Genomic DNA, 26,697 nt, shown 5'->3' on the forward strand with positions numbered 1-26,697 from the left:
GCCAACACAGAACCATAAAACGGAGACGCCCCGCATGAACCCCGCCGCCCTCAGGGAAAAATCGTATTTCGACCAGCGCGCCACGCAGGAGATGCAACAGCACCTGCGCGCCGTGCCCCGCAGCATCCAGGAGACCATGGCCCATGCCTGCCGCATCCTGGCGATGACGGAACAGGAGGCCGGGCTGGCCGGCCAGATCAGCGTGCGCTCGGAACGCCCCGGCGCCTACTGGACGCTGCGCTTCGGCCTGGGCTTCGACGAGGCCACGCCCGCCGACTTCATCGAAGTCGACCGCGACCTGCACACGCTCACCGGCGAGGGCATGGCCAACCCCGCCACGCGTTTTCACCTGTGGGTGTACGAGGCCCGGCCCGACGTGCAGTCCATCATCCACACGCACTCGCCCTGGGCCTCGGCGCTGGCCGCCGCGCGCCAGCCGCTGGTGATCGCGCAGATGGACATGACGCCGCTGCACGACGACTGCGCCTTCCTGGGCGAATGGCCCGGCGTGCCGATCGCCGACCAGGAAGGCGTGCTGATCTCCGAGGCGCTGGGCGCCAAGCGCGCCATCATCCTGGCGCACCACGGCTACCTGACCGCCGGCGCGTCCTGTGAGGAAGCGACCTATCTGTCGGTCTACCTGGAGCGCGCCGCGCGCATGCAGATCCGCGCCCAGGCCTTCGGCCCGCTCACGCCGGTGGACGACGCGCTGGCGCGCGAGGCGCACGACTACCTGCTCAAGCCGGCCATCGTGCGCGCCACCTTCGACTACTGGGTCCGCCAGACGCGCGGCATCCCCGCCCTGCCGGCCTGAGCGCCGCTCCTTCCGCACTCTTTCAAGGACGTCGCCATGACTACGCCTGCAAAGCAGGCGGCGCGCTCGCGCCGCCATTACGTCACGGCCGGGCTGGCCAGCATGATGGGCACCACCATCGAGTGGTATGACTTTTTCCTGTACGGCACCGCCGCGGCCCTGGTCTTCAACAAGATCTTCTTTCCCGCCATCGATCCCATCAGCGGCACGCTGGCCGCCTTCGCCACCTATTCCGTCGGCTTCTTCGCGCGTCCGCTGGGCGGCGTGGTGTTCGGCCATTTCGGCGACAAGGTCGGACGCAAGTCCATGCTGCTCATCACGCTCTTCATGATGGGCATCCCCACCATCCTGATCGGCCTGATCCCGTCCTACGACAGCATCGGCTACTGGGCCGCCGTGCTGCTGGTGCTGATGCGCTTCCTGCAGGGCGTGGCGGTCGGCGGCGAATGGGGCGGCGCCATCCTGATGGCCGTCGAGCACGCACCCGAAGGCAAGAAGGGCTTCTTCGGCAGCCTGCCTCAGACCGGCGTGGCGCCGGGCCTGATCCTGTCCTCGCTGGCCATGGGCGCGGTCGCCGCGCTGCCCGAAGAGGACATGCTGTCCTGGGGCTGGCGCATTCCCTTCCTGGCCAGCGTGGTGCTGCTGCTGGTGGGCTGGTTCATCCGCGCCAAGGTCGCCGAATCGCCCGACTTCGAGCGCATGCGCGAACAGGGCGACAAGGTCGAGGTGCCGGCGCTGGTGGTGCTGCGCCGCTATCCGCGCGAAGTGCTGATCGTGGTCGGCGGCCGGCTGGCCGAAGTGACCTGGTTCTACACTGTGGTCACCTTCTCGCTGGCCTATGCCACGGGCACGCTGGGCATCCCGCGCGCCACCATGCTGGACGCCACCGTCTGGGGCGCGACGCTGGCGCTGTTCACCATGCCGCTGTGCGGCGTGCTGGGCGACCGCATCGGCTTCAAGTGGATCTTCATGGCCGGCGCGGCGGGCATCCTGCTGTTCGCGCCCATGTTCTTCTCGATGCTGCAGACGCGCGATCCCGCCACCGTCACGACGGCGGTCGCCGTGGCGGTGGGCCTGGTCTACGCCGCGCTGTACGGCCCGCAAGGCGGCCTGTTCTCGGCCCAGTTCCCGCCCGAGGTGCGCTACAGCGGCATCTCGCTGGCGGTGCAGGTGTCGGGCGCCATCGGCGGCGGGCTGGCGCCGCTGGTCGCCACGTCACTACTGGCCCATGGCGGCGGCGACCCGCGCTACATTGTCTGGTACCTGAGCGCGCTGGGCCTGGTCGCCATCGCCAGCGCGTTCTTCATGCACCGGCCCACGCGCTTCGCGCTGCCGGCCGGCGCCCGCCTGGAGGCCCGCCCATGAAACCGTCGCACCTCGACTACTACTTCTGGCTGAATTCCGACTGGGCCTACCTGGGCGCCGACCGCCTGGAGGCGCTGGCGCGGCGCCAGAACGTGGCCATCCGCTACAAGCCGGTCGATCTGCCCGACGTCTACGCGCGCACCGGCGGCGTGCTGCTGGGCCAGCGCTCGCGGGAACGGCAGGACTACCGCGTCGCCGAGCTGCGCCGCTGGTGCCGCAAGCTGGGCATCCCGGTCAACCCTCACCCCGCCCATATGTGCCCGAATGCCGACCAGGCCTCGCGCATCGTGATCGCGGCGGACCTGCAGGGGCGGCCGGTGGCGGCGCTGTACAAGGCCATCCTGCATGCCGAGTGGTGCGAGGACCGCGATATCTCGTCCGAACCCACGCTGCGCGAGATCGTGGCCGCGCAGGGCCTGGACGCCGAGGCGCTGCTGCGCGCGGCGGCCGCGCCGGACATCGAGCAACGCTACCGCCAATACACCGACGAGGCGGTGGCCGCCGGCGTATTCGGCTCGCCGTCGTATGTCTATGCGGGCGAGCTGTTCTGGGGCCAGGACCGGCTTGAGATGCTGGAAGAGGCGATCGCGGCGGCGTGACGCATATCCCGCAGCAACGCGCGGCGGGATATGCGCGGGCAACCCCTTATGCGATGCTCTGGCGCAGATCCCGCGCCAGTTGCGCGCACTGTTCCGGCTCGATATCGGAAAGGGTCACGCGCAGCCCAGGCACGGGATCCTGCACGCAGAAGGCCTCGCCATGGCGCAGCAGCCAGCCGCGCCGCGCCATGGCCAGCGCCACGGCCTGATCATCCGCCGGTAGCGGAATCCACAGATTGAGCCCGTCGCCCTGCGCCGCATGCGGCAGGCCCTGCGCGCGCAGCGCGTCTTCCAGGCAGGCGCGGCGGCGCACATAGTCCTCGCGCGCCCGCGCCATCAATTGCGCCACCTCGGTCTGGCCGAGCGCCGCCTCGACCATGTCCTGCAAGACATGGCTGACCCAGCTGGTGCCCGAGGCCAGCCGCAAGCGCAGCTGCCGCGACGTGGCCGCATCGCTGGCCACCAGCGCCACGCGAATGTCCGGCCCCAGCGCCTTGGTCAACGAGCGCACCAGCGCCCAGCGCGGCGCGCCCGTGGGCAGCGCCGAATGATAGGCCGCGTTGGACAGCAGCGCGAAATGATCATCCACGATGGCCAGGACCTGAGGATGGCGCGCCAGCACGCGCGCCAAGGCCCGCGCGCGCTTCTCGCTCAGGCTGCATCCCGTGGGATTGTGCGCGCGCGGCGTGATCAGCACCGCCCGCGCGCCCTTTTCCAGCGCGGCTTCCAGCGCGCGGGGCAGCATGCCCTCGTCGTCCATCGCCACGCCGATCGCCGCCATCCCGGCCGCGCGCAGCGTGTTGATGCTGCTGAGAAAGCAGGGATTCTCGACCGCCACCTTGTCGCCCGGCACCAGGTGCGAGACCAGCAAGCGCTCGATCGCGTCCACCGCCCCGTGCGTCACGTTGATGTCGAACAGCCCCGGACAATCCGGCGCCAGCCAGCCGCGCCCGTAGGTCTCCAGGCCCGGATTGACCGTCGGCTCGCCGTAGAGCCGGGGCCGGTACGGTCGGGCGGCGAACGCCCGCGCCATGTCCGGCAGCCATTCCCGCCGGGGATTGCCGCTGGCCAGATCGGTCAGCGGCGTATCGGGCAAGGCGCCTTCCTGCTCGCCCGCGCCGTAGGGATCGCGGATCACCGTGCCCAGCCGCCCCTGCGTCAACGCGATGCCGGCGGCCGCCAGCCGCTTGTACGCCGCCGCCACGGTATTGCGGTTGATGTCGAGTTCCGCCGCCAGCTCGCGCACCGGCGGCAGCGCCTGGCCCGGCAACAACTGCTGCGATTGCACCAGCGCGCGCACGCAATCGACGATTTCGGCGGCGGTCTTTCCTTGTATCTTCATTTCGTCCCAGGACAATAGGGCTGATTGGCTTGCACTATCGCCAGACAATGTAGCGCCCATGCCGGAGTTTGGCATGATTGACGGCCACGGCAAAACGGACAGTGCTTGCCACCCGTTGGAACACTGGAAGCCTCGCGGCATGCAGTCGTTTCATCTGTGGATGCACTGCAGTCCATCCGCAGATGAGAACCTCATTGCGCATATAGGACAAGTCCTATACCCAGAACGGACCGGCCAGCGTAGCATGCGCCGAGCAAGGACAGTCCATCGGTCCGCCATGAGACCCCGCGCCTTGAGATGAGAGTCCTTGCACACAACTACAAAATAGATCAACCGGCCTACCCATGAGCGCGCACCCACCTTGCACCGACCTGAAGCTTCGCCCCGACATCGTCATGAACCTTGCAAGCTATGGCGTAGGCGCGACCTTGCTACTGGCCTTCTTTCATGACAAGCTCGACCCTCCTGGAGTCTGGCTGCAACGCCTGGACATCCTGCTGGCGCTATGCGTGCTGACTTTTTTCATGAGGCTCGCGCTGCTCGTCTTCATCCTGCGGGAAGAATTGCGCCCCCGCCCGCCCGAAACAGAACCCGGTCCAAGCATGTTCAAGCGGCTCGCCGGCTTTGCGCTGCTGCTCGCCGTGATGGCCCTGGGAGTCAAGCTGGCCGCCATTGCAGAAGCCAGCTCGTTGAAGTCCGCGCTTGTGCTGGGACTGGCGCTGATCGCCGCGAGCCTTGAACTGTTCATGCGTGGCTTCCGGCATGCGATGAGCATGCCCGTAAACACCTGACTCGCTCAATGGCGCGCTCGTCCGCGGGCGAGATGGCCGCGCCGGCACACGCCATGAACGCTCCATAGTGGGGTACCTACATTGGCGGCGGCACCTGCCGTCCCGATCGATCTATGTACTCCCAGGACTTGCACTGCACGCTGGAGTGTTCCCCAGCCGGGTACTGGACGCAATCCATCCCCACCTGGGCCCTGCCGTCGCGGAAAGGAAAGGCGAAATCGTAGCGGGCGGGAATCACCACTTTCAGGGCTTCATCGTGGAACCCCATCTTGCCGTTCTCCACGTGACGCGCCAGCCCGTCCTGGAAAAAGTCCGGACCATTGTCGTAGATGAACGGGCGCAGCACCGGGCGATCCTGGCGGTCCACGTAGACCAGGCCTTGCTCGTCCACGGCCAGCGTATGGCCATGGACGTCGTAGCTCGGCGGCGCGTCATCCTGCTCCTGCGCCGGCCAGTATTGCAGCGCCTGCGCCGGCCCCAGGGCCGCGCCCAGCAGAATCGCGCCGATGACGCGGCGTTTCACATGCATTCTTTTCTCCTTGGCCGCGCGCTTGCGCCGCGCGCCGGCCCGCTTCAACTCCATTCGAACGTCTGCAGGGCCACGCGGGTCTGCGGATCGTAGAACAGCAGGATCTGGTCGGCCCCGCCATCCCGGTAGTTCCAGCCCGGCACCGCCGCCACGAAGCGGAACGGCCTGCCGTCCTCCGTCAGCGGAAACGCATCTTCCCAGTCCATCTCCGGGTTGTCGACGAACTCCAGCGGAAACAGGTCGGGATCGGCCCAGTTGCCCGCGCCCTGCGATTCCTTCCAGTCTTCCAGGAACGCCAGCCGATACTTGAGCATCTGCGCCTCGCCCTCGCGCTTGCCCAGGTCCACGTTCATCAGCAGGCCGCGCTCGGCATAGGCCGCCTTGACCTCGTCGAACGACCGTTGCTGCTTGGCGTAGTGTTCGAGCAGCTCGGGATCCTGGCTGCGCGTCTTGTCCTCGCTCATCGCCTGAAAGCAGCGCCAGTCGCCCAGCAGTTCGTAGCGGCTGTCCTCGCCCAGCTTGAAGCCGATCCAGTTCCTGCGGGTGTAGTAGGAGTGATAGGCCTCGGCGCCATCGGCGAAATAATCGTCGTAGGGTTCTACCGGGCTCAGCAGGTGGATGCGGCCGGACCAGGCGGGGTCGACGGCGGACAGGTCGATGGAGACCAGCGGGTGCAGCAGCTTCGCGGCCTGGGCGGGGTCCGCGGCGAAGACGTCGGCCGGATCCGGGAACGGGTGCAGGAAGGGCTGGGGTTGGGTGAAGTCGATCTTGTCGGGGGATGCGCTCATGGAGATGCTGTCCTGGAAGGGCCTTGACCATTACTTGGGAAAACCGCTGTGGCGGCGACAGCCACAAGCATGCTGTTTGCCTGCCGGAAGGAAAGATAGCAAGTATTTGGATCCTTGCCGAATCGCGCCGGAGGCCCAAGGCCGAACAGAATGCCCAACCGCCCCTAAACTGAAACCGCCCGGCGCAGATAACTTAAGGATGTCGTGGCGCGATACGCGCGCCGTTCAATCTGCCCTATTGATCCATGTCCCGTGAAATCCAATGGCTGTGGCCCACTCCGATCATGCACTACAACCTGCGCGAGAGCGGCCAGGTCGGGACGGATCTGCACACGGCCTTGCAAGCCTATTCCGAACAAAACCAGAGCCGCCTGCTGAACGACGAAAGCCGGTCCGCGACGCTGGAAACCCTGTACACCCGCTACGACACGGGTGTTTTCAAGCGCACGCGCGATCCGCAGCTTAAAGCCATCCGGGAACTGTTGTTGACGGAATGCGACAGCTACGCCCAGGAAGTCTACGGCGAGCAGATCCATCAGGCCAAACGCCATCACACCATGTGGTTCGTGGTCCAACGGTCGGGCCAGGCCAAGGACGCCGTGCATGCACACTATCACGAAGGCTCGGATCTGGCCTTTGTCTATTACCTGACTATGCCGAAGGACGGCAGCGGCCAGCTCGTGCTGATGGATCCCCGGGGCACGGTCGGCAGAGGCGGTTTCGTGGTCCCCCGCCACGCCCTGGTGAAGATCATCCAGCCCAGCGAAGGCGATCTGATCATGTTCCCGCGCTACCTGATGCACTACACCACGCCCAATACCGACGATGTGACCCGGCGCGTCATCGCAGGCAGCGTCAAGTACGAACGGCCCGCATAGCATTCCTCAGCGCTACCCTTGGCTTTTCATCAGCGGCATTCATGTATTACCTGTTTCGCCCGATCAAGCATCTTCATCCCATCCGTGAATGGGCGCTTGCTCATGACGCGGAGATGCTGATCGCGCCCGAAACGTTCGAAATGACCATTCGTTTCGCAGGCCGCCAGATCGTGCTGGTGCCCCGATTCGTCCGGGAGCACAACGGCCAGACGATCTATCAGCGCGACTTCGCCGGCGATGGCGATTTCATCGGGTGGATGCCATATCCGGTCAAGTCCTGGCCCTTGTCGACGGACAAGACCCTGTTCAAGGAGTATGCGCTGGCCAATGGCCTGCGGGTGACGGCCAGCTGGACCGAAGGTCCTCCATTGGCGCCCGACTACATCGTCAAGCCCGCCATAGGATCATTCGGCGTGGGCATCCGAGGGCCGTTCGGGCCGCTGGCGCCATTGAACAGCGACGATCCGCTGCAGGCAGGGAATTTCTGCGAGCAGTTCATTCGCGGCCGCAGCGCGAAAGCGTGGTTCTGGAATGGCGAGCCCGTTGCGCTTGAAGTCCTGACACCTCCGCAGATCGCCGGCGATGGCCGCCGGACGCTGCGCGAGATCGCCACCCAGCCCCGTGGCAATTTCGATCTGACGATGGACCTGGATGATTCGGTCCAGATCCTGGCATGGCAAGGCTATCACCCGGACGAAGTTGTGCCCGATGGCGTGAACGTCATGCTCGATTTTCGCTACATGACGCCGCACGACCGCGTCACGCTCAAGAACCGCGATGTCTGGCAGCAGGCGACCGCGGCAGTCAAGGCGCAGTTCTGCTTTGCCGGCCCGCTGCTGTATCGAGGCATTCCGGAGGCCATCCGCCGTCACTCCGTATTCACGCTTGACGCCGTCATTGACGACGATGATCGGGTCTGGCTGTTGGAAATGAACAGCCATCCCATGATTCACCCCAATGTGTATCCACACATGCTGGCGTCCGTGTTCACGGAAGAGACGCCGGCAGCCGAAGCGCCTGAAGACGGGTTGAAGGCCGAGGCCGAACATACGGCCTGACCTTCTTCAGGTGGGCCTCAAATCTCGGCCAGCGGCGACAGCCGCATGTTTCCGACCAACGATTCCGCCAGTTGCGCGCAGTGCAGGGCGTCGCCTCCACTGACTGCGAACATGGGCCAAGCATGGCCAAGATCGAACGGACGGCCAGAATCGTAGGCAAGCTCGCCAATCAGGGAGATGCATCCCTCGCCGAAACTGGCCTTGCGACGCCCATGCTCCAGCGGCAGCACCACCCGCCGGATGCCGACATAGGGAGCGTTCCAGCTGAAGTCCAGCGAGGCCGTCATTCCCAGCATGTATGCGAGCGCAGCCTGGTAGTACGGCAGTCCCAGGCCATGGAACGCGCGGTCCGGCATGGTCCCCGGTCGCAGATTGATGTCGATGGCGCAAAGCTGCCCATCCTTTTCCACGCATTGGATGTATATGACGGACTGGCGCAAGCCCACGTCATACAGCGCCTGGATCATTTGCGTGATCTGGTCGTGGTTCACGTGGCGCTCGCCCAGCAGCATCCATTCGCATTGCAGGGTGTCGCGGGTGAAGCGCAAGCGCCCGCCCTCATAGACGGCGACGCCATCCGGGCCGGCGACCGCCGCGGCGGTATAGATGTCGCTATCGCCGATGTACTCCATGGTCAGATAGCGTCCATACCAGGAATTGGGATCGTTCTGATAGGCCAGGAACGCCTCCAGCAATTGGCGTTCCGCCAGCCAATCATGGAAATGGCGAAGGCTGTCATAGCGCTGATACGCCCAGGGATGCTCGGCGAACGACCCGCTGCCCTTGTCCGGCTTGACGATGATGGCATAGGGTAGATCCAGCTCCAGATCCTCCACGCGCAACGGCGCGTGCGCCCATAGCGTGGAAAAGCCGCGTTGCGACAGGAATCGATAGGCCAGGGACTTCTGCGTGGCGATCGTCGTGGCAAGCACCTCGGGACCCGCTACCTGATGCAGCGCCGCCAGATTGGCGGCATCCACGCTGCGGAAGTCGCTGCAGGCGAATACACCCAGGGTGCCGGCATCGGGATAGTCGGCGACCGCCAGGCCCAGCGCGTCGGCCGCCGCCCGGTATTGCTTCTCCTTGGCGGCGCTTTCGCGGCTGTGAGACGAGAGCAGGACGATGTTCTTCTTCATGCTTGGGCCCTCAAGGCGGAATGCAGTTGTCCGTTGCGCAGCAGATCGAAGGGATGGATCTTGCCGAAGTGCGCATTGACGCGCCAACGATCTTCCCCGGGGTCGTGGTCGAACCAGGGCGCAAAGCCCAGCACCAGATGGATCCTGGGCTGGCTGCTGGGTTCTTTCACGTACACCCGGTGGGGGATGTTGGTATTGAAGGTATAGGCATAGCCAGGTTCGAGGAAATGCTCGGTCATCGTGTCCGAGTCTTCCTGTGGCCTGTCCTTTTCATGCTCGATCTGCAGGCGATAGGCGGGGTCCGAGGTCAGGGGAATGTTCAGGCGCAGGTTCTCGAACACGGGTTCGTCGCGATGCCAGCCATCCATGAAATCCGAGGTGATGCCGCGCTCGCCGATCAGCACGGACAGGCGGGAACGAATCAGGGTCAGGCCGCATTGATCCAGAAACCTGCCCAACTCGCCCAGCCTGGCCGCCGGCGTTCTCACGCGAAATCCGTAGGAATCGAAGTACGTGTTCTTCAGGCCCCGATGCCGTTGCACCGAGTTGTAGAAGAACTCATTGATCGGGTTCAAGGACGTACCCAGCGTGGCCTGATGCACATCGTCCATCCCCGGCTCGTGCATGTCGGGGTTGTAGACCAGCGAAAGAGATTGATAGTTGTGGTCGTGATGACGTCCTTCCGCCGACAGCCACCCGTGCAGGCCATGCGCCTCGATCGCCTGGTAGGCGGCATCCTGCAAACCTTCATATAGCCCTGCCGGCAGCGGAATCGCCAGCAACTGCGATGAAGTCCGGCTGCTCAACGCATCGCTGGCCTGCTGAAATGCAGTTTGGGTCTTCAGATGCTGAACGAGTGTGAGCGCGTCGGGCGCCTCTTTAACCAGGAACGATGACATGGTCCTTACCTATCAATTGAAGGGATGCGGAAAACCGGGGCCGCGCCCCCGTCCCGCGTAAAGCTGGCGCATGCGCTGATAGACCGGATGCCCGGCGGGTTCGTTACCCGCGCCGAACTTGATGGGGACCAATCCAGGAATGAACGCCTTGACGGTGGGCGTGCGCAATGGCGCGCCGTCGCTCAAATCGACGGCAATCAACTGCTGGCCGTCTTCGCGCAGGCGTTGGACCAGGCCTGCCCAGTCCCTGGACAGGCGCCGTTCGGCCGGGGCGGCAGCCGGCGCGGCGACCAGGTGATCGGCCCGTCGAAAATAGGCCTTCTGTTCATAGAGCGCCGCATGGTCTTCCGCTGCGCGCACCTGTCCGGGCCGGAAGGCGGCAGGCGCTGGATTGTGCAGCGTGATGTAGATCTGCGCTTCCAGCTCCATCAAGGCATGATCCATGGCGGTCACGAAGTCATAGCTCGCGCAGCTGGACACCCGCGTGAAATGCCGGGATTCCGATTGGCCATGGCAGAACGCCACCGGGCAGTAGGCGTGCCCGATATCACGCAGCGTCACCTTGATGCCTGCATCGCGCAGGCGGCGCAGCCGGGCCTGCAACGAAGCGGGCAGCGCGTCTTCGATGACGGCGACGGCGTCGCCGCCCAACCACAGGCGCATGAACGCGTCGCGCTCGATGAGTTCCAGCACCGCGTTCTCAAGCGCGGCGTCCATGGATGCATGCGAGGCGGCGCCGGATGTATTGGCATCGGTATAGGGCAGCTTCCGGTCCAGATCCGACAAGCCGGCCTGCAGATAGACCAGGTCGGCCAGCATGAAGCACGGCCCGCCATCCAGCACATTGCGGGCAGCCTTCCACCAGTATTCCGCCGTCGGGTCGAAGGGGCGGTATGGAAAGCCGGCGCGCTGATACTGCGCCGCGCCGTAGCGGAGGATGTCGCGCGGATCAATGGCGCCTGGCAGGTCCCCATGAAGCGCGGCGACCAGCCCTAGCGGCCGGCACAAGGCCGCGCGCTCATGGCTTTCCATGGTCGCTTTCAGGCGCGCGCGCGCGGGGTCGGGATCGCGGCCCCAGGACCATGGACGGGCGGCATCGTCGCGGGCGCGGCACAGAAAGAACGGGCGTTCACCGTCGGCGTCCCTGATCCCCACCCATTCGAACTCGCTGGCGGCCGCCACCGCCGGAGGCGCCGCGACGGTCCCGAGTATCACCGTCGTGATGGGAACGATGGCTTCCGCGCATCCCAACAGCGTCGCCAGCTCCCGTTCCATGAATCCGCCGATCTCAACGGCATGGCAATCGCATGCCGCCGCCGCAAGCAGCGCGTTCTGCGCGGCATGCCCGGCTTCCAGCGGCACATACGACAACGCGCGGGGTCCGTACTTGTTCGCGCTCGCCGCGAAATCGGCGGCGATCACCAACACCCCTTGCGCATTATTCAGCAGATCCGGAGAGGAGAACGCCGCTTCAAGCGTGGTCAGATCCGCGTTGACCAGGGTGTAATGCAAGCGTCCTTCGCCGCTTGCCGACAACGCATAGGCGCCGGGCGACAGCGTGCCGGTGGCGCGCAGGTTCAAGTAGTAGTGACGTAGCGGATAGAGCGCGCCGGCCGACGGCGTGACGGTGCGCAAGCGATCTTCGTCATCAACCACGCCGGCCGCCGCCCACAAGACCGCGGTAAGGATCTGCGGCGCAAGCGCCTGTTCTCCGAAATGGCGGCGAGAGACCCGCTGGCGCAGGAGCTTGTGCAGCCCGTCGGCGCGCGGATCGCTTTCAAGCGTGATGGCATGGCAGCCTGGAGCCGCTTTCAGGCGCGCCTGAGCCTCGTCCATCAAGGCCACGATCCGGGCAGGCTCAGGGGCAGATCCCATCGATCTGGGATTCAAGACATGCGACCAGAGTTGCCTGGGCATATCGGCGGCGCTGACCAGCACCCCCTCGGCAATCAGCGTGGCCATCAGCCCGGTTGCCGCCTGCGCGTCCCATCCCCGCTCGGCGCAGGCATTCAGCCACTGCCGAGGCGTCAAACCGCCGTCAAAGTCGCGCAGGCTGCGCAGCACGGCTTGCGGCGCCCGCAGCGACAACGTGCGCGAGGCCAGCCGGCATTGCAGGGAGGAACCATGCAGCAGGCTTCCGGGCATCAACACGTGAGGAAGATCCAGTTGCATGGCGTATCGCCGGGGCGGATGGGGCCCGCCAGCCGGCTTTCGTGCGCTTCTTCCTTGCGTCTTACTTCCCGCCGCTGCCCGCCGGGACAGGCAGGGTCTGGCTGCGGCGTTGCTGGCTGGACACGCTCCAGGTGAAACGCTTGGGATCGTTCTGGGGGGTGCCGGGCTGCGGCGTGGTAACGGGGGTCTGGCTCATGGTTGCTCCGATGTCGGTACCTGGGCTGGCCTGAAGGGCCAACCCTGTGTGTAGAGACCGGCCATTTACCGGCTCAAGCAACTTTTCCAGGTGGGGGGATGGTGGTTTAGGGCGGAGGTTCTCGCCGTTTCGGTTTGCCGGCGGATGCGGCATCCGCGTGCTGGAGGTGATTGACGATTTTCGCCTTGGGGTGTCGGTAATTGACGCCGGCTTTTCGCCGTCGTCCAAGTGGGCAAGGAAGCGCGGTGGACGATCTGCCCCGCCGGATTTGTTGGCAGATACTCTTTGAGCAAACACCGGCTTGCGGCCGGTGTCAGGTGAATATCATCTCAGTACACTCTACTTATCCAGAAAAACACTTACTCGCACCTCTCCACTCCGCCTATCGACGGCTGCACGGCTAATAACCACCGCATCCTGCGGACGCTCACCGGAGATGTATAACTCAAAGATTCCCTCCGTATCGGTCAAACTCGTTCCTAACGTTAGATTTTCGAGATTCCCACTCGGTTTTGGATAGCCCTGAAGAGCTTCAAATGTTGCCTTTTTTGCTATGACTTCCATGTCATCAAGCCTAAGTAATTTTTGCTTTATCACCATGATGGAGTCCATCCTTCCAAACTATCACCTCTTGGTGTGAAACTACTACGTTGACCAAGCGAGTTGAAAATGGCGCTACGCTGACCACCCATAGCGTCAAGCACTGCACGATCACCGAATGACGACCTCAGAACTCTGGAATCAAAACCTGGATGCACGTGAGAAGACCAACGCCAACCTTGGTTTGCTAAGTTGGCTGCTGTGTCTGGCGTAATCGGTACGGATGTTGCGTCCCCACGAATAATCAATCGGCGTCCACCTGTCGAGAACATAGCAAATTCCTCGCCAGTTGCGGCAGTCAACGCCGCCAAATCCCTTTGACCAAATGTCTTGCTTGTGATTGTTTGTGAGCCATATTCGGATAGTTGATTTAGAACCGCTGTTTGCCTCAGGTTCAGTGCTCCAATACCCCGCGCAATTGCCAACGGATTTCCCGTAGCCGGATTGGATGCGATCATCAGTTCACTATTTGCACCTGCAGGTAGTCTCGCAAACCGCCCAGCAGCAATCCCCCCAACTACCCCAAGGGCACCACTACCGGCTGACTCATACTTACCGGAGAACAGATCCCCAGTTATATCACCAAGAGCATTAAACGGCGCGGCATAGTATTCCCTCAGAGTTCCCCCGCTCTGGAAAAACTTCCCAGTATCGCTCCACGGGGTGAATGGATCAGCGTTGCCAGTAAGCAGCTTCTTTCCCGACAAGAAGCCCAGCTTCCCGATGTCACCCGCCATCAGCGGCACCTCAAGCACCGCATCCTTGGCCCCGACGAAGAAATCACGCGTCAAGGCTCCCGCAATCTCAGACCCTGATACGGGTTGCTCATCCATCACGGATCGATTCGCACGGCCATTCTTCAGCCCATATAGGAAAGTGCCCTTCTCGCCCTTGACCAGTTCCGATATGCTCGGCCCCTTCTGCAAAGCGCCAAACGCCTCCATGAAGGGCGGCACCTTGTCTGAACTGGCAACAAGCATGCCGGCACTTGTCCGGCGATCCTCGCTCAGCGCACTGGTAAAGCTCGACACCAGCGCATCATTCAAATCCGCCGTCGAGTAGTTGGCGCCAGGCAAAGTCGCGGCGGAAATACCACTCGTATACGACTGCGGCAACCCGGCACGATCCAATTGCTGATCGGCCCGGAATTTCGCCAGAGGATACCCACCATCATCCATCCCGACGGGCGACCGTGCGAATATCTCCAAATCCTGCCCGGTGACTCGCAAGCCTCGGTCCCTTCCTAGGTCGATCGGCTCGTTGGCGAGCCTGCGATCAGTCATGGACTCCATCACCGAATTCCCCAACGCATTCCCAAACGCATCCACCGCGATCTGCAGATAGTTCGGCTTGCCTCCCGTCAGCACCGTCGCCGCAACCCCGCCCACCGCGCTGGACGCAAAGCCACGCATCAGGTTCGTCGAGAAATCATTCCCCGTGGGGAACAGCTTGCCTCCCACGAACCCTCCCACTCCCGCGCCCACGCCTGCGGCCGCCACATTGGTCCAGCTGAACTTGGACTGCAGCCCCGTCGCCATCGCGATGCCCTGCGTCACCGTCGAGCTGACCGTCGCCCGCACCGCCATCTGCATGGCGTTGGCGCCGGAGTACGTGCCATTGGCGATGCCGGCCTTGATGGACTCCGACAGCGCCTGGTTGCCGCTCAGGAAGCTTGCGCCGTTGAACGCGCCGCCCACCCCGGCCATCACGCCCGAGCCCAGCGCGCCCATCGCCACGCTGCCCCAACTGAACTTGGACTGCATGCCCAGCGCCATGCCCACGCCCTGGCTCACGGCGCTGCCGACAGCGCCCGCCGCCAGCCCTATCCCGACCGCGCCGATGCCGGATAGCGCGGAAGTGCCGGCCAGCACGGACATCCCCGTGGTCATCATGCCGCCCAGCGTGGCGCCTGCGGGCGCGGCCAACGCCCCCGCCGTAAACACCGTCGCCACCACCGCAACCACCGCCAGGATCAACCCGCCAAACCCGCCGCAGCCCCCTCCCCCGCCATCCGCCTCCGGCACCGGCATCGTCGGCTGCGTATCCCCGATCAGCTTGCCCGGGTCATACGGTTTGAAGGTCTTGTAATCGTTATGGTTGCCCGACACCCGGTTCGGGATCGTCACCGTCGCCCCGACCCGCAGGTCGCGGTCGCTGGCAAGACCATTGGCCTCGGCCACCAGGAACCACAGGCGGCTGTCGCCGTAGGCTTGCTGCGCGATGGTCTGCAGCGTGTCGCCCGGCTGGATCCGGTACGAACCCGGGCTGGCCTGCGGATTGCCGCCGTCGATGGGACGGAAGGACGGCGAGAAGTCGTCCGCGCCCACCGTCGGGCCGGTCGTGCCCAGCAGCTCGCCGTTGACGATCAGGGAACGCGTGGTCTTGCCGTCCTGCACCCGTTGCAGGATCTTGCCGCTGGCGTCGTTCACCAGCGTCTGGTTCTTGCTGCCGTCCTTGGTGTCGACCACGCCCACCAGGTTGCCGTTGACGTCGTACTGGTACGTGGTCTGGCCAGGATCCAGCTCCGTGCTGGTGCCCGACAGCGTGGCCTCGCGGTAGCCTTCGTAGCGCGCATGCGTGTAGTTGTAGTAATTCGTGTACGCCGTGCCCTCGTACATGTCCATGCGGTACTGCGTCACGTTGCCCGCCTGGTCGTAGCCGCTGTAGGTCACGTTGTGGCTGCTCGACAGACCCGCGTTCGTCATCTTGACGAAGCGCGTGTTGTACAGCCGGCCCGCGCCATCGTACATATTGCGGCGCTGCTCGTTGGCCAGGCCCGAGCGATCGAAGAACGCCTTGCCCAGCGAGCCGTCGATGCCGCTCCAGACCACGCGGTCGGCGCCGTCGTAGTAGCGGTAGTCCAGCAGGTTGCCGTCGCGCCGCTGCGTGACCAGCCGGTTCAGGATGTCGTAGGTATAGGTCTCGGTGGTGAAGCCGGCCGCCGTGCTGCCGTCGCCGTAGACGACCTTGTCCCAGTACGTGTCGCTCAGGCGGTTGCCGTTGGCGTCGTAGGTCAGCCGGTGGCCCTGGCCCGCGCTCAGGTCCAGGTTGGCGTTGATGGCCTCCACCGTGGTCTGGCGGTTCATGGCGTCGTAGCCATACCAGTAGTCGCGGTTGCGCCAGGTGTCGGACGCGTCGGTGTACTGGGTCTGGACACGCTTGCGGTTGCCGTTGGCGTCGTAGTCGATGTTCTGGCGCAGGTAGCCGTCCGATACTTCGCGCAGGCGGCCCAGCGCGTCGTAGGCCATGATGTTGTTCTGGTAGACCCGGCCGCCCTGCTCGGTGCGCTCGCGCACCTTGTTGCCGGCATGGTCGTACGAAAAGTCCGTGATCTTGCCCAGCGCGGCATCGTAGATGCGTGTGACCTGGCCCGCGGCGTCGTAGGTGTAGTTCAGGTTCTGGCCGCGCGTGTTGGTCTGTTGCAGCAGCTGGCGGGCATTGTCGTAGGCGTAGTAGTACTTGGCGCCGCCAATGTCGGTATGGCCGACCAGCTTGCCGAAGTAGTCGTAGGCCCAGGTCGAGGCGTTGCCGTTGGCGTCGGCCTCGAAGGTCTTATTGCCGCGCGCGTCGTAGGCGGTGCGCAGCTCGGTGGACATGCCCGGTTTGCGCACGCCGGTGACGTTGCCGCGCAGGTCGTAGCGGAAGTAGACCGTGTCGCCCGCGCCGTTGGTGGAGCTGAGCTTGTTGCCCAGTTCGTCGTAGCGCACGCTCTCGATGACGGTCTTCTGGCCGGTGGCGACCATCGTCAACGCGTCCTGCATGCCGTAGCGCGTCAGCGCGGCATGCGACGTCAGCGTCAGGCGGCCCATCCAGTCATAGGTGTAGGACGTGACGTTGCCCAACGCATCGGTCCAGCTGATCTTGTCGCCGAAGCCGTTGTAGCCGTAGCGGTAGACGCCGCCGTCGGCGTGCCGCTCGACGATGCGCTTGCCGCCGGCGTCGTACTCCATGCCGGTCAGGTTGCCGTTGCCGTCGCGCGTGGCGACGTTGTTGCCCTGCGCGTCGTAGTACAGATAGGTGGCGGGTCCGGCGCCCGCCGCGCCATCGGCGCTGGGTCGGATTTCCGAGGTGATCTGGTTGGCCGCGTTATAGGTATAGCGGGTGATCCAATAGGGCGAGCGCGGATCGGACACCGTCAGCACGTTGCCCCAGCGGTCGTAGGTCCGCTCTACCGACGGGCGGCTGGTGACGGCGCCGCCGTTCGGGCCGGACGTGCTCCACGACGCCACCACGCCCAGGATGCCGGACACGTTGGTGCTGATGGGTCGCGGATTGCTGCCGGTGGTGCTGCTGAGGGAATAGCTGGTTGGCCGGCCCGGGATGGTGTAGCCCGCCACATAGGTGGCGGTGGTGTGCGACATGCCGGGACGCGGCGTGACGGCGTTCACCCAGACCTGCTCATAGCGGGTCTCCTGGCGATATTCGGTCTTCCAGTAGCCGGGCGTACCGCCTTCGCCACCTTCGCCGCCTTCACCGCCGTTGCCGGTCGGCGGCACCCAGACCTGATAGGGCACGGACACCGTATAGCTGCGGGTGTAGTAATAGCCCGGCGTGGTGGCGCCTTGCGAGATCACGCCGATGCGGTGCTTGCTGGGTTCGGACGCGCCGGTGGGCGTGAACAGCAGGTCGAACTCGTAGTTGCCAGCGGGCAGCGTGCCCAGGCGGACCCAATAGGTCATGACGGTCGTCGAACCGCCCTCTCCGCCTTCGCCGCCCTCGCCGGTGCCGGGCGTGCCCACGGGCCCGAACGGCGTGGCGGTCGGGCTCTGGTTCAAGCCCACGGTCGACCAGGCCTGCGTGCCTTGCAGCCGGTACCTGAGCACGGCCGTGCCGCTCAAGTTGCGGCGATCAGCCGTGGTCCAGGAAATGCCGGTGCTGCCCGTGTCCAGCGTCAGCCCTTCCGCGATCGGCGGAATGCCGACCGGCGGCACCCAGCGCGGCGGCACCGCGGCCTCCTTGTTGATGAAGCCCGTGGCATGCGCATAGGCCGCGCCCGAGCTGCGGTCTATCAGCAGCAATTCATACTCGAACTGGCCGGCGCCCATGCCGATCCAGTCCACGCCATCATGACCCGAGCTGCGCGCGGATACGGGCAGCTGGACCCAGGCGCCGCCCGGCGAGCGGTAGCGGAACTGCGCATCCACGCCCGCGCCGAACGAAGGCCAGCTGAACACGTCGTGGCCGACGGCGCCGAAACCCATGGCGCTGCTGATCGAGGACAGGCTCGGCGCCGCCAGGGCCAGCGTGCCGGAACCCGTGACCTTGGTCATGCCATCGCGGGCGATCTGCGATACCCGGTACTCGTAATTGCCCACGGCCAGCCCTTCCGCGTCATAGCGCAAGGTGTTGCCATAGTTCACCAGCCCCACTTCGCTCCAGCCGCCGTTGGGCACGCGGATCTCCAGCCTGACCTTGACGCCCGGATCGACCGGCGCGGCGATGTCGATAAAGTTTCCCGTGTTGCCGAAGGTGCCCTGCTGGTTGATGACGGTCTGCCAGGTACCGCTGGTGTCCTTCTTGTAGACCGTCATGGCGACCACCCGGGTGACGCCCCCGTCGGTCGTGTTCATGGCGGCGCCGTCCCAGCTGAACGTCACGCCAGTCTGCGCCGCGCCGGCCTGGTAGTTCTGCGTGAGGGTCCGGCGCGTGCCGCCGGCGCTCTGGTAAGTCATGACGACGCGCACGTCGCCGTCGCCCAGGCCGGCCAGGCTGGTCCAGCCGAGCTGCACGGTATTGGTGCCGCGCCAGGCGGGCGTACCGGGATCGTTGGGATCCGTGCCGCCTTCGCCGCCCTCGCCGCCATTCTCACCGCCGCCGGGTTTGGGAATGTAATAGAGCGTGGCGGACGAGGCGATGGTGGCGTAGGTGTAGTCGCGATTGACCGTGACCCCGCCCTCGTACACCGTGCGCGCGGGCGCCATGGTCTTGAGCGCGTTGCCAAGCAGGTTGTAGACCGTGTCCTCGCGCCGCAGGTTGCCCATGGCCGACGCCTGCTGGATGGAGCCGATGGCCGCGAGGTCGACATTGCCGCCGCCCGCGCCGGCGCTGGTCATGCTGGCGGTGGCCTTGCCCTGCAGGTTGTAGAGCGTGAACTGGTCCTTGCCGTCTTTGGCGTTGGTGCGCACCAGATTGCCGGCGTTGTCATACTGGAAATACTCCTGGCGGCCGCCGTTAACGCCACGGCGCACCATCTCGCCAAAGGCGTTGTACTCGGTGACGGTGTCCGACCAGCCGGCTTCCTGCTGCGACACGTCGACAATGCCGGAACCGTTGGCCTGGGCGTTGCTGCCTTCCCACTTGCTGACCCAGTTGCCGGCCACGTCCTGCTGCCACACGCGGATGTAGCTCAGTTGGGCAATGCCGCCCACGGCCACCTTGCGTTCGCTCCAGCTGATCGACACGCCCGATGCGGCCGACGCCGCGCCGAAATCCATGGTGCGGCTGGTCGCCACGCCGGGCGAGCCATAGGTAATCGTGGTGCCGCCCGTGGAAACGCCGCCTTCTCCGGCCTCGCCGCCCTCATTGGCGACCGTCTCGCTGTACTGCGTGTTGAGGGTGGTGTAGTACACCTGGACCCGCACCAGGCCCGCGCTGGCATCGATCAGCGAAGACCAGTTGAGGTTGATCGTATTGGTACCGGAAACGACATACTTCTGCCAGAAATTGAATTCCTTGGTCGCCGACGACCAGCTGGTCTGGACCCCGCTCTTGAGCACGGCCGTCGACGCCGGATCGATCACCCGAGTCTGATGCCCCAGCTTGTCGTACTGGAAGGCCTGGAACCAGGTCTTGACGCTGCCGTCGTTGCCCGTGACGCCACGCCATTGCTTGGCCAGCTGGCCGGCGGCGTTGTACGAGTAGTTGGTGCGCGCGCCATTGGCGTCTATGGTCTGGATCTTGTTGCCGCGGCTGTCGTAGGCGGCAAAGGTGTAGCGGTTGTCGCCGCTGGAGGTTTCGGTGTAACCCGCCTCGGACGCTTGCGGCGTGCCGTTGGCGTACTGGATGGTGCGGATGATGTTGCCGACCGCGTCGCGGTAGAACACGGTCAACGGTGCGTACGAAGCGCCGGACGCGTTCAGGCGCGCCGCCTCGGTCACCGCCTTCACCCGGCCCAGGGCGTCGTAATAGGTGTAGGACGTGCCGCCCTTGGCGTCCGTCACGCGCGTCTGGTTGCCCAGCACGTCGTAGCCATAGGTCGTCTTCAGGTCGCCGCGCTGCGAGGTGCCGTTGGACTGGCTGCTGTACTCCACGTTAACGCGGGTCTCGGACAGCTTCCTGCCCAGGGCGTCGAAGGCATAGGTCACCAGGCGGTCGTTGGCGTTCGCCACCGGCAGCGCGTAGCCTTGCGCGTTCCAGACAGTGGTGGCCGTGGCGTAATCGCGCACCGAGGTCTTGTTGCCCATCCCGTCATAGGACGAGACCGTCACATAACCCAGGGCATCGACCCGCGCGACCATGTTGCCGACGCGATCGTAGTGCTGGGTCGTGTTCGCCCAGACCTGCGAGACGGGATTGACCAGTTCGCGAATCGCCACGGCCTGACCGAAGGCATCGTATTCGGTGCGCACCAGCTTGTTGCTGGTGAAGTACTGCGCCCCGGCCGCCGCCGACGAATCGTAGGCGTAGATCTGCGACTGGCTCACCTCCACCGCGCGGCCCAGCTTGTCGTAGGTGGTCACTTCGCCGCGATCGCCGCCATGATCCAGGCCGGCCGCGTTGACGGCGGTGGCCACGGCTTCCGCCGTGATGCCGGTGTAGCCATTGGCCGTCAAGCCCGTCTTGACCGCGTAGCGCAGGCGCAGCGTGACGTCGCCCATGGCGTTGCGATCGTACTCGGTGACATAGCCTTCGGCATCGACCTCGTACTTCAGCGCCCCGGTCTTGTCATAGACCTTGTAACTGATCGATCCCGCCACGTCCCGGCCCGCCACCGCGTTGCCGAACGCGTCGAACAGCACGTCCGACGTCAGCGAGATGGGCGCGGTCTCCTTGCGCGCGGCGACGCCGCTGGCGCCGTTGACCAGCAGGTTGTCGGCAGCCGCGTCGTACAGGCTGACAGGCGCGAAGATGGTCCGCACCTGGCGGCCCGCCGCGTCGTAGACATAGCGCGTGGTGCGTGCCTCGGGCTGGCCGTCCGCCTCGGTGCGTGACAACAGATTGCCCAGGGCGTCATAGACGTTGCGAGTCACCAGCGAGACGGAGCGATGGGCGCCGACAGTCATGTTGCCGTCGGCGGTCCAGCCCGTTTCCAGCGAACCGATCTGCGGCGTGCGCTCGACCAGCAGACGGCCGGCCGCGTCGTACTCATAGGACCAGGGTTCGCCCGCCTTGTTGACGAAGCGGATCTTGTTGCCCACCCCGTCATAGGCGTACGACTCGGACTTGCCCAGCGTATCGGTGACGCCCAGGAGACGGCCGGCCGCGTCGAACACATAGCTGTCGACCCGGTCGCGCACGTTGTCGGCAGACAAGGCGGCAGCCACGTCGGCGGCGGACGGCGTGCCGCCCAGCAGCACGCCGTTGGCGTAGCGGCGGCTGCTCACCACGTTCCCGCGCGTGTCGTAGCTCAGCTGCGTGACAAAACCCGCCGCGTCGATCTTATATACGGGCAGGCCCGCCGCGCCATAGACGCTGCGGCTGCTGCGGTCCTGCGCGTCGACACCCGGCAGGCGCGCCGTCAGCGCCGCCAGGCTCAACTGGCCCGGCGCGGCGCCGGCCAGCGCATCGCCCGGCATCGGCCTGGCGTACTGGTAGGTTTCCAGCAGATTGCCGACGGCGTCATAGGTATTGCGCACCACGCCCATCAGGGCATCGACCACCAGCACGGCCCGGTTGGCCGCATCAAAGGCGGTGGTGGTGACCCGGTCCTGGGCATTGGACACCAGGGCCGCCAGGATGGCGCCGCCCTCGCGCGGCACCGTGGCGCCCAACCGGGTCGCGTAGCGGATCACCTGCACGGCGTTGCCATTGGCGTCCAGCACCTTGCGCGTGACCGCGCCCGTGGGATCCACGGAGACGATCTGGCGATGCGCGCCGTCGTAGACCCAGTCGGTGGCCCGGTCTTTCAGGCTGCCCTGCACCGAGCGCGGATCGCCGCCGGCCGCCACGGGCGTGGCGTACTGGATCTGCCGCAGCAGGTTGCCAGCAGCATCGTAGACGTTCTCGGTCACCGCGCCCAGGCCGTTCATGATGAGGGTCAGGCGGCCGATGCCGTCGTAGGCGTTCAGGCTGCGCTGATCGCGCGCGGCATCGGCCACGCCCGCCAGCGCCGCGTCGATGGCCGCCGCCGTCAGCGCCACATTGGCCGGCACGCGCGCGGCGTAGGCGATCCGTTCCACTACCTTGCCATTGGCGTCGTAGCGCTGGCGCACCACGGCGCCGGTGCCGTCCACCTGCAGGATGGCATGTCCAAACGCGTCGTAGACCGCGCGCTGGCGCTGGTCGTAGGCGATATCCACCGCCGGCGCGGCCGGCATCTTGGCCGCGCCCACGCTGGCGGCCGGCAGGCGGTTGGCATAGGCGATGCGTTCGCTCAGATTGCCGGCAGCGTCGTACTTGTAGGTCACCACCGAGCCCAGCGCGTCCACCGTCATCGCCAGCCGCGAGTCGGCGCCGTAGTAACGGTACTCGGCCAAGTCCGACGGCTGCGGCGACAACAGCGCCCGCACTTGCGCCTCGCTGGCCGGCGATCCCAGCCCCGCCGTCGCCACCCGCGTGGCGTAACCGATGGACGCCGTCAGGCGGCCGGCGGCGTCATAGCGGCTCTCGCTCACCGCGCCGTCGGGATTGACCTGCAGGATGATCCTGCCCGCCGCATCCAGCACATAACGCGTGGTGTTGCCGTTGCCGTCCACGGCGGCGACCAGACGATTGGCGCTGTCGTACACGCGCGAGACCGTGATGTCACCCGCCGTCGCCGGCACGCTGGCCGGATTGCTGCCCGGCGCCAGGCGCGTGGCGTAGCGGATCTGTGTCAGCAGGTTGCCGGACGCGTCATAGGTGTTCCGGGTGACGGCGCCGGTGCCGTCCATGACATAAATGAGCCGGCCCGCGGCGTCATGGACGTTGACGGCGAGCTGGTCACGCGCGGGATCGGCCAGCGGCGCCAGCGCGGCGGTGATCGCCGCCTCCGTCATCGCCGTGCCGACCGGAATGCGGGCCGCGTAGGCCACGCGCTCGATCACGTTGCCATTGCCGTCGTAGCGCTGGCGCACCACGCCACCCAGGGCATCCACCTGGAAGACCGCGCGGTCCAGCGCGTCGTAGACCGTGCGCTGGCGCTGGTCGTAGACGGGGTTGGGCTGCGGCGGCGCCGGCATCTGCGCGGCGCCTATGCTGGCGGCGGGCAGGCGGGTGGCGTAGGCGATGCGCTCGGTCACGTTGCCGTTGCCGTCATAGGCATAGCTGACCACGTCGCCCGTGCCGCTGACCGTCATCGCCAGGCGGCCGCCAGCGGTGTAGTAGCGGTATTCCGAGACGTCGGCGGGATTTGGCTTGAGCAGGCCGCGCAGCTCGAAATCGCTGACGGTGAGCGCCCCCTTCAGATCCACGGGCGTGGCATAGACCACCGTCCCGATCACCTGGCCGGCGGCGTCATAGCGGGTCTGGACCACATAGCCCGCCCCGTTGACCGTCATCGTCGGCCGGCCTCTGTCGTCGTAGGTCTGATAGGTGCGCGTGCCGTCCGGCGCCACCTTGGCCAGGGACCTGTCATTCAGGTCATACACATAGCGCGTGACCAACGCCAATCCCGCCGGATCCAGCGTCTCGGTATCACGCCGGCCGAGGTTGTCGTAGCCATACCGGGTTACCACGCCGTTGGGCGCGGTAACCGTCAGCTGCTGACCAGACTCGTTGTAGGTGTAGCGGGTCACCAGCTTCAGGCCGGTCGCATCCTCTGTCGTGGACAGCACGCGGCCGGCCTTGTCGAACGTCACCAGGGTCTGGCGTCCGCCCGGCTCGATGGTCTGGTACTGGCGGCCGAACGCGTCGTAGCGGTACTCCGTCAGCAACTTCTGTCCGTCGGGATCCACCAGGCGGCTCAGGCGCCGGCCCAGGGCATCATAGGTATAGCTGGTCTTGACCCCGCGCGCGTCCACGGTCTCGATCAGACGCTGCAGATTGTCGTAGCGGTTGGCGACCGTCATGCCGCCGTCTTCGGTCCGCACCAGGCTGCCGTCCGCGTTGTACGCATGACGCGTCACGTTGCCATTGCCGTCGCGCAACTCCACCGTCTGCCCAAAGGCGTTGTGGATGGTGGTCACCGAGACGCCGTCCGGCGTCGTCATGGTCACGCTGCGGTTCTGTGCGTCGTAGGCGTAGCTGGTGCGTCGGCCCAGCTCGTCGATGCGCCAGAGCACGTTGTCGAACGCGTCGTAGGCGGTCTTCTCCCAGCGCCCCACGCCGTAAGACAACACCTGCCGGCCGCGTGTGTCGTATTCGAACTTGGTTGAGTTGCCTCCGCCGTCGCGCGACTCGATCACTCGGCCGAATACGTCATAGAGGCTCGTGGTCTTGCGGCCGTATGCGCCCGCGTCCTCCGTCAGCAAGGTCAACCGGCCCAGCCGGTCGTACTCCCGCGTATCCGTGCGGTTCTTCGTGCCATCGACCCGGGTAATGCGCTGGATCTCGTTGCCGAAAGCGTCATAACTGCGCTGTATCAAGCCGCCCGCGCCGTCGGTTTCACTCTGCAGGCGCCCATCGATGGTGTACGTATAGGTCGCGCGAATGTCCACATTGGCATTGCTGGCGGCGGCCAGTGCGAGCTTGAGCGCATCGTTGACCGGGCCGCCGTTCAGGCCCTGCGTATTGATGGGCGCGCCATAGCGCACCGTCTCGACCAGCTGGCCCAGGTTGTCGTATACGTTCTCCTGCACATAGCCCAAGGCATTGATGGTGTGCGTGACCCGGCCGTTGGCGTCGAAGTAGTACAGCGTGCGCTGACCCGCGCCGTCCACCATCGAGGTGCGCCGTCCCACCGCGTCATAGGTGTACGAGGTGCCATAGGTCCGCCAGATATCATCGATCTGCGCCTGCGTCTGGTTGCCGTCTATCCTGGCCGCGCCCTCGCCGGACAGCTCGCCGATCAAGCGGCCTTGCAGGTCGTAGCGCGACAGCACGCCACGCGAGGTCGAGGTTCCGGCGGCCCGGACCATCGACGTCATCCGGCCCATCTCGTCATAGACGTACAGCGTGAGCGCGCCTTCGGCATTCCGTTCCGACGAGACCTTGTCCAGCCGCGTATAGGCGTAGGTCCAGACCTGGTCCTGCGCGCTGGTCGCCGGCCGCATCTTGGCAATGTCGGGCGAGTACTTCACCGGCATGGTCGAGCCGGTGTTGGCTCCGGTCAGCGACGTGGCATAGCGCACCTTGGTCGTCAGGTTGCCGCTCGCGTCGTAGACGAATTCGGTCAGGTAGCCTTCGCCGTCCAGCGTGCCGGTCAGGCGGCCCAGGCCGTTGTAGAACTTGTATTCGACGATGTCTTGATATGACGAGGCAGGCTTGGCCGAGGCGAACGAGGGATTCGCCCCTTGATTCTCGACCCGCGTCCCATAGGTGATCCGCTGTACTTCACGGCCAGCACTGTCATAGACACGTTCCGTGAAGAGACCTTCCGCGTCCAGCGTTCCACGCACCTTGCCGTCATCCGTATAGAAGGTATAACTATGACGATCGGCACTGGAAGCTTTTACTATCAGGTCCTGCGCGCGCTCGGGCCACGGCACGGGAAAGTTTGTCCAACGCTGCGCGTACCCGATCTCCTCTACCAACCGGCCCAGATTGTCGTAGCGATACTCCGTAACGGCATTGGCTGCATCCCTGGTCTTTACCAGCCTTCCCGCGGCATCATAGAAATTCCAGACTGACGACTTTTCCCCTGTCGGTACGAGCCTGCCCATTTGCACGATCTTCGGCTTTCCCTGGGCGTCTACCAGATTGGAAATGTCCACCTTGGTGGAATAGGTGTTCGTCCGCCAGAGCCTGCCTTGCGAGTTGTACTGATATTCGGTCAAGATTCCGTTTACATCCACGTCTCCGGTCTTGCGGCCCACTTCGTCGTAGACAATGAATGTCTGTCTCCCCGCCGGGTCCGTGGTGATACGCAGCCTGCCCAGCACGTCATAGACATATCGCGTTTCGCCAAGATTCTGGCCCTCCGGACTTTGCTCATATTGGCTGATCTTCTGCCCGGCCTTGTCGTAGACCGACACAGTGCGCAGACCGTTTGCCTGCGTCAACGTCATCCGGTTTCCAACATCGTCATACTGCGTCAATGTCGTCTGACCCAGTGAATTCTGCACGGATATCACACGGCCCATGCCGTCATAGACATAGCTAGTGGCGCCTCCCGTGGGAGTGACGGTTGAAATCAACCGTCCCGACCTGTCGTAGACATAGCGCGTTACTGCCTGTTCGCCATCCAGCACGCCATCGCCGCTTGCGTTGACTGAGCGATATGCCGTCGTCTGTTGCAGCATGCCGCGATAGTCATAAACCGCATCCACTCGCGATACCCGGTTCATGTCCGCG

Annotated in this window: 15 protein-coding genes; 6 read left to right on the forward strand and 9 right to left on the reverse strand. The window is 65.1% G+C overall.

Annotated features, from left to right (window positions below; translation table 11 throughout):
• Window positions 1-34 precede the first annotated feature (34 nt).
• From AC6LJ9_RS12565 to AC6LJ9_RS12575, 3 genes are read left to right on the forward strand one after another with little or no spacing between them, the layout of a single operon-like run.
• A complete protein-coding gene (locus AC6LJ9_RS12565) occupies window positions 35-814 on the forward strand; it encodes an aldolase (protein WP_103271171.1) in 780 nt (259 codons plus the stop codon).
• Window positions 815-850: 36 nt separating this feature from the next.
• Window positions 851-2,179 carry an MFS transporter gene (locus AC6LJ9_RS12570; protein ID WP_498147805.1) on the forward strand — a complete coding sequence of 443 codons (1,329 nt, stop codon included), beginning with the start codon at window positions 851-853 and terminating at the stop codon, window positions 2,177-2,179.
• Entirely contained in the window at window positions 2,176-2,778 is a 603-nt protein-coding gene (locus tag AC6LJ9_RS12575) for a 2-hydroxychromene-2-carboxylate isomerase (RefSeq protein ID WP_498147806.1), read from the forward strand. The genes AC6LJ9_RS12570 and AC6LJ9_RS12575 overlap by 4 nt, the downstream gene beginning before the upstream one ends.
• Window positions 2,779-2,824: 46 nt before the next feature.
• On the opposite strand, the gene ptsJ is transcribed toward AC6LJ9_RS12575, so the two are convergent.
• Window positions 2,825-4,120 carry a MocR-like B6 salvage transcription factor PtsJ gene (gene ptsJ / locus AC6LJ9_RS12580; protein WP_498147807.1) on the reverse strand — a complete coding sequence of 432 codons (1,296 nt, stop codon included), beginning with the start codon at window positions 4,118-4,120 and terminating at the stop codon, window positions 2,825-2,827.
• A 344-nt stretch (window positions 4,121-4,464) separates the two neighbouring features.
• Between ptsJ and AC6LJ9_RS12585 the strand changes: the two genes are divergently transcribed.
• Entirely contained in the window at window positions 4,465-4,911 is a 447-nt protein-coding gene (locus AC6LJ9_RS12585) for a hypothetical protein (protein WP_498147808.1), read from the forward strand.
• Window positions 4,912-4,987: 76 nt separating this feature from the next.
• On the opposite strand, the gene AC6LJ9_RS12590 is transcribed toward AC6LJ9_RS12585, so the two are convergent.
• Together AC6LJ9_RS12590 and AC6LJ9_RS12595 are read right to left on the reverse strand one after the other, a co-directional pair.
• Window positions 4,988-5,440 carry a WG repeat-containing protein gene (locus AC6LJ9_RS12590; RefSeq protein ID WP_498147809.1) on the reverse strand — a complete coding sequence of 151 codons (453 nt, stop codon included), beginning with the start codon at window positions 5,438-5,440 and terminating at the stop codon, window positions 4,988-4,990.
• Between the two features lie 44 nt (window positions 5,441-5,484).
• The gene (locus AC6LJ9_RS12595) at window positions 5,485-6,228 is read right to left on the reverse strand and encodes a hypothetical protein (protein WP_498147810.1); all 744 of its coding nucleotides are present in this window, start codon (window positions 6,226-6,228) and stop codon (window positions 5,485-5,487) included.
• Window positions 6,229-6,473: 245 nt separating this feature from the next.
• Here AC6LJ9_RS12595 and AC6LJ9_RS12600 point away from each other — a divergent pair, with 245 nt between their 5' ends.
• A complete protein-coding gene (locus AC6LJ9_RS12600) occupies window positions 6,474-7,106 on the forward strand; it encodes a putative 2OG-Fe(II) oxygenase (protein ID WP_498147811.1) in 633 nt (210 codons plus the stop codon).
• A 41-nt stretch (window positions 7,107-7,147) separates the two neighbouring features.
• Window positions 7,148-8,164, forward strand: a complete 1,017-nt coding sequence (locus tag AC6LJ9_RS12605) for a hypothetical protein (RefSeq protein WP_498147812.1) — start codon at window positions 7,148-7,150, stop codon at window positions 8,162-8,164.
• Between the two features lie 17 nt (window positions 8,165-8,181).
• On the opposite strand, the gene AC6LJ9_RS12610 is transcribed toward AC6LJ9_RS12605, so the two are convergent.
• From AC6LJ9_RS12610 to AC6LJ9_RS12635, 6 genes are all read right to left on the reverse strand, one after another.
• Window positions 8,182-9,300: an ATP-grasp domain-containing protein gene (locus tag AC6LJ9_RS12610; RefSeq protein ID WP_498147813.1), complete on the reverse strand. Its 1,119-nt coding sequence runs from the start codon at window positions 9,298-9,300 to the stop codon at window positions 8,182-8,184.
• Entirely contained in the window at window positions 9,297-10,199 is a 903-nt protein-coding gene (locus AC6LJ9_RS12615) for a hypothetical protein (protein ID WP_498147814.1), read from the reverse strand. Before AC6LJ9_RS12615 ends, AC6LJ9_RS12610 begins: the two co-directional genes overlap by 4 nt.
• A 12-nt stretch (window positions 10,200-10,211) precedes the next feature.
• Window positions 10,212-12,371, reverse strand: coding sequence for a YcaO-like family protein (locus AC6LJ9_RS12620; protein ID WP_498147815.1), 2,160 nt, complete (start codon window positions 12,369-12,371; stop codon window positions 10,212-10,214).
• Between the two features lie 61 nt (window positions 12,372-12,432).
• Window positions 12,433-12,567: a hypothetical protein gene (locus AC6LJ9_RS12625; RefSeq protein ID WP_498147816.1), complete on the reverse strand. Its 135-nt coding sequence runs from the start codon at window positions 12,565-12,567 to the stop codon at window positions 12,433-12,435.
• 339 nt (window positions 12,568-12,906) lie between these two features.
• Window positions 12,907-13,167, reverse strand: a complete 261-nt coding sequence (locus AC6LJ9_RS12630; RefSeq protein ID WP_498147817.1) for a hypothetical protein — start codon at window positions 13,165-13,167, stop codon at window positions 12,907-12,909.
• Complete coding sequence (locus AC6LJ9_RS12635) at window positions 13,161-25,892, reverse strand: LysM peptidoglycan-binding domain-containing protein (RefSeq protein ID WP_498147818.1); 12,732 nt, start codon at window positions 25,890-25,892, stop codon at window positions 13,161-13,163. Before AC6LJ9_RS12635 ends, AC6LJ9_RS12630 begins: the two co-directional genes overlap by 7 nt.
• Window positions 25,893-26,697: the final 805 nt, after the last annotated feature.

It is taken from the genome of Achromobacter sp. 1011811831 (assembly GCF_059760905.1).